This window comes from Actinomyces polynesiensis (assembly GCF_000820725.1).
GTDB lineage: Bacteria > Actinomycetota > Actinomycetes > Actinomycetales > Actinomycetaceae > Pauljensenia > Pauljensenia polynesiensis.
In genome coordinates this window covers 1-13,013 of sequence record NZ_CCXH01000214.1, presented here as the reverse complement: position 1 = coordinate 13,013, position 13,013 = coordinate 1, and the positions used below count along the sequence as shown (strand labels likewise).

The following is a 13,013-nucleotide window of genomic DNA, read 5'->3' as shown; positions in this document are numbered from 1 at the left end:
AGCGGTGGACTTCCCGACCGGGGGGTGGACTTCCCACCGAGCGGTGGACGTCCCACCGAGCGGTCGTCCCCCGTACCCCCACCGTTCGGTGGGAAGTCCCACCCCTGGGCACTCATCCCTGTGGCGCTCCGTGGCCCGGCTGCAGGCACCACTGTCGTCTTCCGCTCCCAGAGCGCGTGCGCCCTCCGGCTCGGATCGGCTCGGCTTCGGCACCGTCGTGTTCCCCGGAGGAGGAGTCGGGGCTGCGGTCCTCGGCAACGCGACCTCCGGTGCGCTGCCGAACGGCTTCTCGGGCCCCCGGGTGCCCCATGCCGATCAGGGCCCGGACATGTGGAGGCGGACCCAGCTCATGCGCGGTCCTGCTCGCGTCGTCACCGCCCCTCGTCGTCACCGGGTCTGGTCGTCACCGGCACCGCCACGATCGTCAGCGCCCCCGTTCCTCCCTCCCACCGTGAACCTCTGGGCACTCATGGTCCTGCTGACCTTCTCCAGTGTCCTCAGCTCGCTCCACGGTGCGAGGGACGCGTCCGAGGAGCGCACGGACATCGAGACGCTCGACGATGGGAGCACTCCTCGCCGGACCGGTCCCCACGAGTCCGGTGCGACCCCGCCGTCGAGTGCCCTCCTGCCGCGATGTCCCCTGGGACTTGGCGCCCAAGTCTTTCAGCCAGGCACTCCTACGCCGCCGGTTTGATCCGGCTACGCTGGCCGGAAACGACCATTGCGAGGCGGCCATGGAGACGACACCCTCATCACCGGCGACCTGCCGACCATCCCACGACACCCCCTCGGAGCCCACACGCCAGACGCGGGGCACGGGGACCGGGACCGGCGATGCCCGTCGTTCACTGGTCCGCACGAGGATCGAGTACTTCCTGCTCGGCGTCCTCTGCACTCTCCTGGTGGTCGTCATCGGTGCCGAACTCCTGCTCCCGCGCGTGGAAGACATCGCATCCCTGACCGCATGGACCAGACCCGCATTCTGGTTCCTGGGCGGACTGACATTCCTCGCACAATCGGCGCTCAGCCGCAGGGACTCCCGCTCGGCGGGGCGCAACCGCTGGTCCGCCTGGCCGCTGCTGGCAGTGGTCGCCCTCGGGTGGTTCGGCATGGCCATCAGCGCGATCCCCTGATCCGAACCTTCCGCGCCGGGCCCGACCTGCCGCCACCGGGCGACGGAGCGGCGCCGGGCGGTCACGGGCGACGAGGGCCCGGAGGGCTGCCGGAGTGTGCCCGTTGCGCATGGCCCTCGTCCGCTCACCGACCCCGCCCTCGTCGGGTTCCACGCGGCGGTGGAGCGGGGCGGGCGGAGGGAGCACCCAGCGCAGCCGGGTTAGCGCAGCCGGGCCGGTGCCGAGACCTCAGCGCAGCCGGGCCGGTGCCGAGACCTCAGCGCAGAGACGTCAGCGCAGCGAGGTGTGCCGCTCGATGGAGCGCACTGCCCACAACGCCAGCAGCCCCGCGACCACCACGCCGCTGACGAGGGAACCCAGGCCGATGACGTCAGGGTCCGCGCCGGTGCGCACGGCCTCGATGAACCCGCCCCACATCCCACGGGCCACCAACTGGCCCGCGTCGGGTCCCTGGAGGACGACACCGACGGGGATCCACAGCATCGCGGCCAGTGACACCACCTGGTTGACCAGGTAGAGGACCACCAGCCCGATCAGGGGCGCCCCGACGCCGAGATGGTTGAAGCGGCCTTCTGCCGAGATCGAGAGCACGCTGGCGACCTGGACCACCAGGGTCACCAGGTAGAGCACGACTCCCACCACCACCAGCCAGACCATTCCACCGGGGAGGGCGCGGAGCGCGTCCCACCAGCCGGAGAGGGTCTCCCCGACGGGCACACGGTCGAGGCGGGCCCTGGCCACCAGGGTCAGCAGCGCGCCACCGCAGGCGAGCAGTGCGGTCGCCAGGGCGACGAGGACAGCATGCAGGGTCTTCACCGCGAGGAGCTCACGTCCCCGCACCGGCAGTGACATCGTGAAGTAGCCCTCGCGGCCGTACATCGTCTGCCAGTAGTCGACGGCCAGGACCACCAGGACGACCGGCACCAGCCCGATGAGGGCAGCGGTGGCCACACCCTGCCCGAACGGGCCCAGGACGGGCAGTCGGAGGAGGGCAGCGGTCAGGGAGACGAGGGCGACCAGTGCGATCACCCCCACGACCGACCCCAGCGGTCTCCACGTGGAGCGGAACTGGTGGCGCAGCAGTGTCGTCGTCATGATGCGTAGACCTTCCGGAAGAGGGCATCGAGCCCCATGTGGTGCTCGGCGCGGAGCTCGTCGGCGCTGCCCTGCAGCAGGACGCGCCCGCCGCGCAGGAAGACCGCGGTGTCGACCACTGGTTCGATGTCGGCGATGAGGTGGGTGGAGACGACCATCAGGGCGTCCTCGGAGAAGTTGGTGAGGATGCCACGCATGATGACGTCACGGGCAGCCGGGTCGACCCCGGAGATCGGCTCGTCCAGGAGGTAGACACGCGCGGCACGTGACATTGCCAAGGCGATCTGGAGCTTCTCGCGCATCCCCTTGGACAGCTCCTTGAGGGAACGGTCGGCCGGGAGGTCGAAGAAGCGCACCATCTCGGTGGCCTTCACCGCATCGAAGTCCTCGAAGAACTCCTTGTACAGGGAGATGGCATCCGCGCAGGAGTAGTGGTCGGGCAGGAACGAGGCGTCGGGCAGGAAGGACACCTGCGCCTTGGACTCCGGGCCGGGACGGTGCCCGCACACGCTGACCTCACCCTCCCAGTCCGACAGCACCCCGGCGAGGATCTTGAGCAGGGTGGTCTTGCCCGACCCGTTGTCCCCCATGAGCCCGACGATCTGGCCGGCGGACAGGGAGAGGCTGAGGTCCGACAGGGCAGGTCTGCGGCGGAAGGACTTCGAGAGGTGCGCGACCTCGATGGCGTTCACTTGTTCTCCTCCCTGGCCGCCCAGCGACGGGCGAGCAGTCGTGTGGCGTCCTCGAGTCCGAGTCCGATCCCGGCGACGGAGTCGATGTAGGCGTCGGTGGTGGTCGCCGCGAGCGCCTCACGGGCCGCGTCGATGGTGCTGCGGTCCTGGGTGACGAAGCGTCCTGCGGTGCGTTCGGTGAGGGTGAGCCCCGCGCGGTCGAGCTCCCCGAGTGCGCGTTGGACGGTGTTGGGGTTGACCCCCACCTCCAGCGCGAGTTCGCGCACGCTGGGGATCCGGGTGCCCGGGGCCCACTCCTCCGTCGAGATCCGTCTCCTGAACTCGACGACGAGCTGGACCCAGATCGGTCGGGCGTCGTCGACGTCCACGGACACCTCCCCGTCGCACTCGTCATCTGTATTACTGCACTAATACACTAACACATATCGACCGGGCACAGGTGTCCCCGGAACGGACCGGTTCCGCCGGACGTGTCGGCGCCCTGGACCGGTTCCGCCGGACGGGCCGGTGCCCCACGTCTCCCCCACCCCGCCGACCATCCGGAGAGGGACCCGGGACGTGGCAGGGCGGCACCAACACACAACTCACCTCAGGATGTCCGGCCCGTCCAGCGCGCCACCCCGGTGACCAGCACAGATGCTCCGCTCCACGTCCACCTGCACGGGAGCAGTGGATGAGTTGTGTGTTGCACCCGGGCAAGGGCAGGCCGGACGAGCCTGCCGAGGGAGCGCCGGTCATCCCTCCAGGAGCGCCCGCAGTGTCCGGGCGTTGCGCACGGCGTTGCCCTCCGCGTCGTTGTTGAAGAGCACGAACACCTCGTGCCCGTCGGACTCCCACCCCCGCACGCGGTCCGCCCGGTCCCGGAGCTCGGATTCCGGGTAGGACCCCGTGTGGAGCGGGGAGTGCTGCGGGCCGTGGAGACGCACGTAGACGAGGGCGGCCGTCGCCCGTTCGACGGTCGGCATACCCTCGCCGTCGGTCACGCACCAGGCGGCCCCGTGGGTGGCGAGCAGGTCGAAGACCGGCTCCGCCACCCAGGTGTCGTTGCGCACCTCCACGACCGGCCTGGTCCAGGCGGGGAGCAGGTCGAGGAAGTGCCCGAGACGCTCGTCGTCACGCGGCATGTCGGGTGGGAGCTGGACGAGCAGTGGACCACGGTGGGCGCCGAGAGCCTGCAGACCGGGCACCATCCGGGAGATCCAGGTCTGTGGCTCCGCCAGACGGCGGGCGTGGGTGAGCCCGCGCGGGGCCTTCACCGCCATCACCGAACCGTCGGGGAGGCGGTCGGCCCACGAATGGAAGCGCGTGTCCGGGGGCCAGTGGTAGAAACTGCCGTCGAGTTCGACCACGTCGAACTCCCGGGCACAGTGCTCGAGCCAGAGCCGTTGGGGGACACCCTCGTAGAGGACGTGCCTCCAGTGCCGGTAGCTCCACCCGCAGGTGCCGATCCGTGCCATGCCCCCAGCATGGAGCCGCGAAGGTGGCACCGCCAAGGTCGACCAGCCCTCCGCCCCTGAAGCCCACGGGCGTCCCCATCCCACGAGTCGCCAGGCGCGCCCGGGGACCGCGCCCGGCCCGGTCGACACGTGCTCTCCACGCGGGGACACGAAACGCCTGCGCAGCACCGGTCTGCGCGACTACTGTTGCCTGACCGGTTGACAGACTGGACCAGAGAGGGCCCGGCGCGCATGACCGGCGGAGGCCAACGGAACCCCTGCAGCGGTCCGACGATGGCGTCGGGCTGTACCCTTCCTGTTCAGCGGCCGTTGAGTCCGCCTCCATGTCGACGCGACGAAGTGGTTACCCCCGCGCCGTAGCGTCTGGCACATCCCATCACCCAGCACGAAAGGCACTTGTGATGCGCAGACATTCCAGAGTGGTCGCGGCAGCAGGAGCTGCCGCGATTCTCATGTCCGGGGCCCTGGCGGCTCCTGTCTGGGCGGAGGACACAGAAGAGTCTTCCCCCGCGGCCATTTCCTCCCAGAGTGGTCCGGAGACGACCGAGGGCCAGTCCGACGAAGTCGCTGACCTGACCACCTCGGAGTCCCCTTCCTCCGATCCAACGGAGGAAGCTCCCCCCTCCGAGGAACCTTCCACGCTGAGCGGCGTGGCCGCTGTCCCAGCGGCCACGGAGATCACGTCCATCGCCGGCATCCAGGGCAAGGGCGCCGAGTCACCGCTGGCGGGACAGACCGTCACCACGCAGGGTGTCGTCACCGCCGCCTACCCCACGGGTGGTTACAACGGGTTCGTCATCCAGACCCCGGGCCCTGACACGACGCCGGAGAGCTCGGACGCCGTCTTCGTCTACTCCTCCGCCGACGCCTCCACAGTCGCGATCGGTGACTCGGTACAGGTGACGGGCACGGTCGACGAGTACAACGGTCTGACGCAGATCAAGCCGAGCACCGCAGGAGTCGAGAAGCTCCCGGAGTCCCTCGGCACCGTGGAGCCGCTGAAGACCGCGTGGCCGACCACGGACGCCGCCCGCGAGGCCCTGGAGTCCATGCTCATCGCCCCCCAGGGTTCCTTCACGGTGACCGACACCTACTCCACCAACCAGTACGGCGAGGTCGGTCTCGCGTCCGGAACCGGGCCGCTCCGTCAACCGACGGACGTCGCCCGTCCCGGCACGGCGGGAGCAGCAGCTGTGGAGGCCGACAACGCAGCCCGTGCGGTGACTCTGGACGACGGTGCCACCACCGACTTCCTGAAGGCAGCCAACCACGCCCTCACCCCGCCCTACATCTCCCTGGATAACCCGGTCCGCGTCGGCGCCCCGGTCACCTTCACCGCCCCGGTGATCGTCGACTACCGCAACAAGACCTGGAAGTTCAACCCGACCCAGCAGGTCACGGACACCAGCGGCAACGCGCCCGCCACCTTCGCCAACACCCGCACCGCCGCCCCCGCGGCCGTGGGCGGCGACATCTCCGTCGCCTCCTTCAACGTGCTGAACTACTTCACCACCCTGGGAGCCGACACCGCGGGCTGCGTCGCCTACAAGGACCGCGACGGCAACGGCGTGACCGTCAGCACCGGCTGCAACCCTCGTGGCGCATGGGGTGCAGACGACCTCGCACGCCAGCAGGCCAAGATCGTCGCCGCCATCAACGGGCTCGACGCGAGCGTCGTCGGCCTGATGGAGATCGAGAACTCCGCGAAGCTGGGAGAGACGCCGGACGAGGCCACGGCCACCCTGGTCGCCGCGCTCAATGCCGCCGCAGGCTCGGAGAAGTGGGCCTACGTGCACTCCTCGAAGGACCTTCCGCCGCTGTCCCAGCAGGACGTCATCACCAGCGCGATCATCTACCAGACCGCCGAGGTGACCCCGGTGGGCGAGGCACGTGCCCTCGGCTCGAAGAGCGCCGCAGGACAGCCCTTTGCCATTGCCCGTGAGCCGATCGGACAGTGTTTCGAGCCCGTGGGTGGGGGCGACTCCGTCTTCGTGGTCGTCAACCACCTCAAGTCGAAGGGTTCGGCGGGCCCCCTCACGGGCGATGCCGACTCCGGCGACGGCCAGGGCGCCTCGAACGCCTCGCGGGTCGCACAGGCGAAAGCCATCCGGGACTGGCTGCCCACCGTCACCGACAGCGGAGACGCAGTCGCCCTGGTCGGCGACTTCAACTCCTACAGTCAGGAGGACCCGCTCCAGGTGCTCTACGACACAGGCTCCACCGATGCAGAGGACCGCTTCGGAGTCGCCACCAGCTCCTACAGCTTCTCCGGACTGTCGGGGTCGCTGGACCACATCCTGCTCAATGGGGCAGCCCTGAACCGGGCGACCGGGGCAGACATCTGGAACATCAACTCCGGGGAGTCCATCGCCCTGGAGTACAGCCGCTACAACTACCACGGCACCCTGTTCCACGCCCCCGACGCCTACCGTTCGTCCGACCACGATCCCGTCGTCGTCGGACTCTCTGACACCCCACGGGACACGGTCTCCCTGGGGCTCCTCAACATCAATGACTTCCACGGCCGCATCGACTCCAACACCGTTGCCTTCGCGGGCACCATCGAGGAGCAGCGCGCCGACATCCGACACCAGGGCGGATCCAGCCTTTTCATCTCTGCGGGGGACAACATCGGCGCGTCGCTGTTCGCCTCCTCCTCGCAGGACGACCAGCCGACCATCGACGTCCTCAATGCCCTGGAACTCAAGTCCTCCGCAGTGGGCAACCACGAGTTCGACAAGGGCTACCAGGACCTGGTGGACCGCGTCATCAACGGCAAGGACGGCAACAACAAGGCACAGTTCGACTACCTCGGCGCCAACGTCTACCTCAAGGGCACCACGATGCCCGCGCTCAAGGAGTACGCCATCCACGACGTGGCAGGCGTCAGAGTTGCCGTGATCGGCGCCATCACCCAGGAGACGCCCACGCTGGTGAGCCCGGGCGGCATCGCCGGGCTGACCTTCGGCGACCCGGTCGAGGCCGTGAACCGCGTGACCGCGCAGCTCACCGACGGCGACGAATCCAACGGTGAGGCAGACGTCATCGTTGCCGAGTACCACGAAGGCGCGGGATCCGGTACGCCGGACGGCGCGACCCTCGACCAGGAGATCGCCGCAGGAGGGGCCTTCGCCGACATCGTCAACGAGACCTCCCCCGAGGTCGACGTGATCTTCACGGGCCACACGCACAAGCAGTACGCGTGGGACGCCCCGGTGCCCGGCACGGACCGCACCCGCCCGGTACTCCAGACCGGCTCCTACGGGGAGAACATCGGCCGCGTGGACCTGACATATGACACGGAATCCGACACGGTCATCGCGTACACGCAGCGCAACGTGCCCCGGACGAAGACCGCCAGCGCGAAGCTCATCGCCTCCTACCCCCGCGTGGCGGAGGTCAACGAGATCACCGAGGCCGCCCCCGCCGAGGCAGAGGTGAAGGGCAACGTGCCGGTCGGTTCCGTCACCGCGGACATCACCACGGCCTTCGCCGGCGGCAGCTTCGTCGACGGCACCTACCAGGGTGGCACCCGTGACGACCGCGCATCGGAGTCCACGCTGGGCAACCTCGTGGCGGACTCCCTGGTCGAATCCCTCTCCGACCCGGATCGTGGTGGGGCGACCATCGGCGTCGTCAACCCGGGTGGACTCCGGGCCGAGTTGCTCCACGGTGACGACGGTGTGATCACGTATGCCGAAGCCAATGCGGTGCTCCCGTTCGTCAACAACCTGTGGACCACCACACTGACGGGCGCACAGTTCAAGGAGATGCTCGAACAGCAGTGGCAACTGGACTCCGCGGGGAATGTGCCGTCGCGGGCCTACCTGCAGCTGGGACTGTCGAAGAACGTGTCCTACACCATCGACGCGGAGGCAGCCCAGGGCGAGCACGTCACGTCCATCACCATTGACGGCACCGCCTACGACCCGGAAGGTGAGTACCGGATCGGCACGTTCTCCTTCCTGGCCCAGGGCGGGGACAACTTCCGCGCCTTCAACGACGGCACGGACACCCGCGACTCCGGCCTCATCGACCGGGACGCCTGGATCGAGTACCTCCAGGCGAACTCCCCGGTGTCGCCGGACTTCGCACGTCGCTCCGTCGCCGCCCCGGCGCTGGGCACCGTCGCTGCCGGGGACGAGGTCTCCTTCACGATCGGCGCATCGCCCCTCCAGAACCCGGAGGGTTCGCGTGGGTCTCTGGACCTGACGTCCCTGGGCTCGCCGGAGAACACCGAGGTCATGGTCTCCCTGGGTGACCGGGAGCTCGGGACCTTCCCGGTCACGGACGGCACGGCGGACATCTCGGTCACGATCCCCGGGGACGCGGTGTCCACCGACGCCGTTCCCGCTGGTCGCAGCCTTGTGTTCCCCGCACTGGACACGATCCTCGCAGGGACTGGTGAGGCTCCTGCCATGCTGTCGGGCTCCCTCACCGTCGTGGCCCACCCGTCGGGGACGACCGTTTCACTGCCCGTCACCGTCACGGCCGCTGAGACCCCCGTCGATCCCGGGGAACCGGGAACACCCGGAGAGCCGGGGACGGACGGACAACCCGGAGCGGACGACACGGACGGGGTCGACGGGAAGACGGGAGCGGCCGGCAAGGCAGGTTCCGGACTCGCAGCGACCGGTGCCAGTGACCTGTGGGCACTGGCGGTGATCGGCACCCTCCTGATGGCAGCAGGCACCACCTTGGTGCGCAGGCGTCAGGGATCTGTCGAGGCCTGATACACACGGTCAGGGATCCAGGATGATCTCCTGGGTCCAGGGGCCCCGGACACCGTCGGTGTCCGGGGCCCCTCCGCCTGCTTCCGGCCGCGCGCGCACCGGTCGGCACCCGCAGTGGGCCCACGGTCCTCGACGACCCGGAGACACGCCGGCGCCGCCCTCGTACGACCGCCCGGAGAACCCGACGCCACGCGGGACATGCCGACGCCGCCCCCCACCGGTGGCTGTCCGCTGTGCGTTCCGTGGCACACCCCGGAGTCGCCCCTCCTCAGATCACCCCGGAGTCGCGAGCCGCGTGGATGAAGGAGAAGACCGCGTTCATGATCATCTGGGTCGCGATGGCGGCCAGCAGCAGACCGGAGATCTTGGTGAGGATCATGACCCCGCCCTGCCCCAGGAACCGGGACAGCTCCACCGAGAAGCGCATCGTCGCCCAGATGACCACGTGCATGAGCACGACCGAGGCCACCACGGCCGCCCACCCGGGCACGGAGTTGCCGCCCTGGTTGACCGAGATCATCACCGCCACGATGGCGCCCGGACCGGCCAGCAACGGCGTCCCCAGCGGCACGAGCGCCACGTTGACGTTCTTGTCCCCCGTGTCGGGTTCCTCGGAGTCATGCCCCATCAGCAGTTCCATCGCGACGAGGAAGAGCAGCACCCCTCCCGACAGCTGCAGGGACTCCATCGAGATCTGCAGGAAGGTGAGGATGTACTGGCCCAGCACCGCGAACAGGACGATGACACCGAAGGAGGTGATCGTCGCCTGGACCGCGGCACGGCGCTGGTCGGCGCGGCTGTACTTGCCGGTGAGCGCGAGGAAGACCGGGATGGTGCCCGGGGGGTCCATGATGACGAAGAGCGTGGTGAAGGTCGTGGCCAGCAGGGACACGTCGATGATGCCGGAGAGGTTCACGGACGCAGGACCTCCAGGTGTCCCTGCTCCTCCATCGCACGGTAGACGTACTCGGAGGTGAGGTTCTCCCCGAGCCTGTTCGGCTTGCCGGTGCCGTGGTAGTCGGAGGACCCGGTGACCTGGAGGCCCAGACGCCGGGCCATGCGGTCCACGTCCTCCCTGTCCTCCTCGGTCTGGTCGCGGTGGTCGCGTTCGAGGGCGAACAGGCCGGCCGCGGCCATCTCGGCGATGACCTCCTCGGACAGGACCCTCCCGCGCCTGCCGGCACGGGGGTGCGCCAGGACCGGCACCCCGCCGGCTGCGCGCACCATCGCCACGGCATCGACCGGGTCCGGTGCCCAGTGGTGGACGTAGTAGGGACCCGAGGGGTGCAGGACCCGCTCGAAGGCCGCGGAGCGGTCGGGGAAGACGCCCAGGGCGACCAGGGCGTCGGCGATGTGCGGACGCCCGACCGGCCCGCCGTCGGAGGGGGCGAACTGCTGGACCATCTCCCATGTCAGCGGGTAGTCCTGTGAGATCCGCTCCACCATGCGTCTCGCCCGGGTGTCGCGCGACTCCCGGGTGTGCGTCATGGCGGCGGTGAGGGCGGGGTCCTCCCGGTCGAAGAGGTAGCCGAGCAGGTGCGCGGAGATGCCGTGGGAGGAGCAGGACAGTTCGACGCCGCGGACCAGAGCGACCCCGGTGGCACCGACCTGCGTGGCGGCCTCGTCCCAACCCGCCGTGGTGTCGTGGTCGGTCAGGCCGACGACGTCCAGGCCCGCCCTCAACGACGCCCACATCAGCTCCGAGGGTGTGTCGGTGCCGTCCGAGCACGCCGAATGCGTGTGGGGGTCGATTCGGATCATGGAGCACACACTAGTGGTCGCCCCGACGCGCCCCAAGCGGGCGCAGCCCGACCCCCACCGGGAGGTTGCCGGATGTGTTCGGTGCCTCCCCCGGCAGCACGGACACACGGTGGACCGGGGTGCGGTCGGTCGCCGGTTCCGTCGCGACCCTGCTGGACAGCGGTGGGATCATGGAGCCATGACGACTCAACCCGAAACCACCCCCGAGGACACGCCCTCGCAGTCCATGGCGGACCGCGGCAACAACCGCTCCCGGCGCCCGGACTCCCAGGCGTTCCGCACCTTCATCGGGTCGAACTGGGCTCCGCGCCCCACCGACCTGCCCGCACGTGAGGAGGTCGCGGACTTCCTCCCCGCCCGTGCGGACGCGGCCGGGGCACCCTTCCCCGGCGAGCGCCTCGTGGTCCCCGCCGGCGGGTACAAGACCCGCTCGAACGACACGGACTACCGCTTCCGCGCCCACTCGGCCTTCGCCCACCTCTCCGGACTGGGCGAGGAGAAGGAACCGGACGCCGTGCTCGTCCTCGAGCCCCGCGAGGACGGCTCCCACGAGGCGGTCCTCTACTTCAAGCCGCGCGCCCCCCGCAGCTCGGAGGAGTTCTACGCCGATCCGCGCTACGGGGAGTTCTGGGTCGGTGCGCGTCCCTCGCTCGACGAGGTCGCGGCCGCCACGGGCCTGCGCTGCGCCCACATCGACACCCTGCGCGACGCCCTGTCCAAGGACGCAGGGGCGGTCCAGCTGCGCGTGGTGCCCGGCGTCGACGAGACGGTGGAGGGCCTGGTCAACGAGGTGCGCCAGCAGGCGGGACTGCCCTTCGGGGGCGATGCCCGCGAGGGCGACGAGAAGTTCCAGGAGCACCTCTCCGAGATCCGCCTGCGGAAGGATCCCTGGGAGCTCGCCCAGCTCCGGCGCGCCGTCGAGGTGACCAGGGCCGGGTTCGACGACATCATCCGCTCCCTGCCACGCGAGGTCGGCCACCGCCGCGGTGAGCGCGTCATCGAGGGCGCCTTCGGGGCCGTCGCGCGCGAGGAGGGCAACGGGCTCGGCTACGAGACGATCGCCGCCGCCGGCGACCACGCCAACACCCTGCACTGGATCGACAACGACGGGGAGGTCCACGAGGGCGACCTGGTGCTCGTCGACGCGGGCATCGAGCTCGACTCGCTGTACACGGCCGACATCACCCGCACGCTCCCGGTCGACGGCCACTTCTCGGAGCCGCAGGCGAAGGTCTACCAGGCCGTGCTCGACGCCGCCGAGGCCGCACTCGCCCGCGCGAACGAGCCGGGGACCCGCTTCAGTGACGTCCACGACGCCGCCATGCGCGTCATCGCGAAGCGCCTGGAGGAGTGGGGTGTCCTCCCGGTCAGCGCCGAGGAGTCCCTCTCCCCCACGGGCCAGCAGCACCGCCGCTGGATGCCCCACGGCACCTCACACCACCTGGGCCTCGACGTCCACGACTGCGCCCAGGCGCGTCGGGAGATGTACCAGGGCGCGCTCCTGGAGCCCGGCATGACCTTCACCATCGAGCCCGGACTCTACTTCCGCGCCGATGACCTGGCCGTCCCGGAGGATCTCCGGGGGATCGGCGTGCGCATCGAGGACGACGTCCAGGTCAACGAGGACGGCTCCGTCACCCGCATCTCGGAGGACATCCCCCGCACCATCGCCGACATCGAGGCCTGGATCGCGGAGGTCCAGGCCAACTGAGCCTGAGGGCACCTGAGCCTGAGGGCACCTGAGGCTGAGGGCACACACCCGCTGCGGGAGGAGCCCCGCGCCCGCGCGCGAGTGCGTCGGCGCGGGGCTCCTGCATCGATGTGTGGTCTCGGTGCACATCGGTTGCCGAGACGCGCGGTTGCGGTGTCGAGACCACACGTCGATGCAGGTCCCCCCAGTGCTCCCCGCGGAGGACAGCCCGGTAACCGACCCGGACGAGCAGTGGGAACCCCTGGTGCGCGTCCCGCCGGGCACAGCGGGGCCGAGCCCAGGAGGAACGGGGGTTCGCCGCCGAGGGGTCAGGCGCGCGGGTCGCCCTCGTCGGAGGCCGACCCGGACCCGGTCGCACCAGCGCCGGACGAGGGACGGTCGGACCCGGTCGTCGGCCCGGTGGGCGCACCCGGGGTGGACGCGCCCGGTGC

9 protein-coding genes are annotated in these 13,013 nt (G+C 69.9%); 3 read left to right on the top strand and 6 right to left on the bottom strand.

Annotated elements, in window-relative coordinates; genetic code table 11:
* The first annotated feature begins 734 nt into the window (after window positions 1-734).
* On the top strand, window positions 735-1,133 hold the full coding sequence (locus TA90_RS09280; protein ID WP_043535921.1) for a hypothetical protein: 399 nt from the start codon (window positions 735-737) through the stop codon (window positions 1,131-1,133).
* Between the two features lie 270 nt (window positions 1,134-1,403).
* On the opposite strand, the gene TA90_RS09275 is transcribed toward TA90_RS09280, so the two are convergent.
* The 4 genes from TA90_RS09275 to TA90_RS09260 form a co-directional block, all read right to left on the bottom strand.
* The gene (locus TA90_RS09275) at window positions 1,404-2,228 is read right to left on the bottom strand and encodes a hypothetical protein (protein WP_043535920.1); all 825 of its coding nucleotides are present in this window, start codon (window positions 2,226-2,228) and stop codon (window positions 1,404-1,406) included.
* Window positions 2,225-2,920 carry an ATP-binding cassette domain-containing protein gene (locus TA90_RS09270; protein WP_052450709.1) on the bottom strand — a complete coding sequence of 232 codons (696 nt, stop codon included), beginning with the start codon at window positions 2,918-2,920 and terminating at the stop codon, window positions 2,225-2,227. The genes TA90_RS09275 and TA90_RS09270 overlap by 4 nt, the downstream gene beginning before the upstream one ends.
* Window positions 2,917-3,288: a GntR family transcriptional regulator gene (locus TA90_RS09265; protein WP_043535923.1), complete on the bottom strand. Its 372-nt coding sequence runs from the start codon at window positions 3,286-3,288 to the stop codon at window positions 2,917-2,919. The genes TA90_RS09270 and TA90_RS09265 overlap by 4 nt, the downstream gene beginning before the upstream one ends.
* Window positions 3,289-3,654: 366 nt before the next feature.
* Window positions 3,655-4,377: a DUF72 domain-containing protein gene (locus TA90_RS09260; RefSeq protein ID WP_043535918.1), complete on the bottom strand. Its 723-nt coding sequence runs from the start codon at window positions 4,375-4,377 to the stop codon at window positions 3,655-3,657.
* A 650-nt stretch (window positions 4,378-5,027) separates the two neighbouring features.
* Here TA90_RS09260 and TA90_RS09255 point away from each other — a divergent pair.
* Complete coding sequence (locus TA90_RS09255; protein ID WP_197067878.1) at window positions 5,028-9,110, top strand: ExeM/NucH family extracellular endonuclease; 4,083 nt, start codon at window positions 5,028-5,030, stop codon at window positions 9,108-9,110.
* A gap of 268 nt (window positions 9,111-9,378) precedes the next feature.
* Here the strand turns inward: TA90_RS09255 and TA90_RS09250 are convergent, their stop codons facing one another.
* A complete protein-coding gene (locus tag TA90_RS09250; protein ID WP_043535917.1) occupies window positions 9,379-10,026 on the bottom strand; it encodes a MarC family protein in 648 nt (215 codons plus the stop codon).
* A complete protein-coding gene (locus tag TA90_RS09245) occupies window positions 10,023-10,871 on the bottom strand; it encodes a PHP domain-containing protein (RefSeq protein ID WP_043535916.1) in 849 nt (282 codons plus the stop codon). Before TA90_RS09245 ends, TA90_RS09250 begins: the two co-directional genes overlap by 4 nt.
* 178 nt (window positions 10,872-11,049) lie before the next feature.
* On the opposite strand from TA90_RS09245, the gene TA90_RS09240 reads away from it, so the two are divergent.
* Window positions 11,050-12,582 carry an aminopeptidase P family protein gene (locus tag TA90_RS09240; protein ID WP_052450707.1) on the top strand — a complete coding sequence of 511 codons (1,533 nt, stop codon included), beginning with the start codon at window positions 11,050-11,052 and terminating at the stop codon, window positions 12,580-12,582.
* Window positions 12,583-13,013 lie beyond the last annotated feature (431 nt).

Coding starts and splice junctions, on each gene's coding strand:
- TA90_RS09275 (WP_043535920.1), bottom strand. CDS start 2,228: ATGACGACGACACTGCTGCGCCACCAGTTCCGCTCCACGTGGAGACCG.
- TA90_RS09280 (WP_043535921.1), top strand. CDS start 735: ATGGAGACGACACCCTCATCACCGGCGACCTGCCGACCATCCCACGAC.
- TA90_RS09240 (WP_052450707.1), top strand. CDS start 11,050: ATGACGACTCAACCCGAAACCACCCCCGAGGACACGCCCTCGCAGTCC.
- TA90_RS09245 (WP_043535916.1), bottom strand. CDS start 10,871: ATGATCCGAATCGACCCCCACACGCATTCGGCGTGCTCGGACGGCACC.
- TA90_RS09260 (WP_043535918.1), bottom strand. CDS start 4,377: ATGGCACGGATCGGCACCTGCGGGTGGAGCTACCGGCACTGGAGGCAC.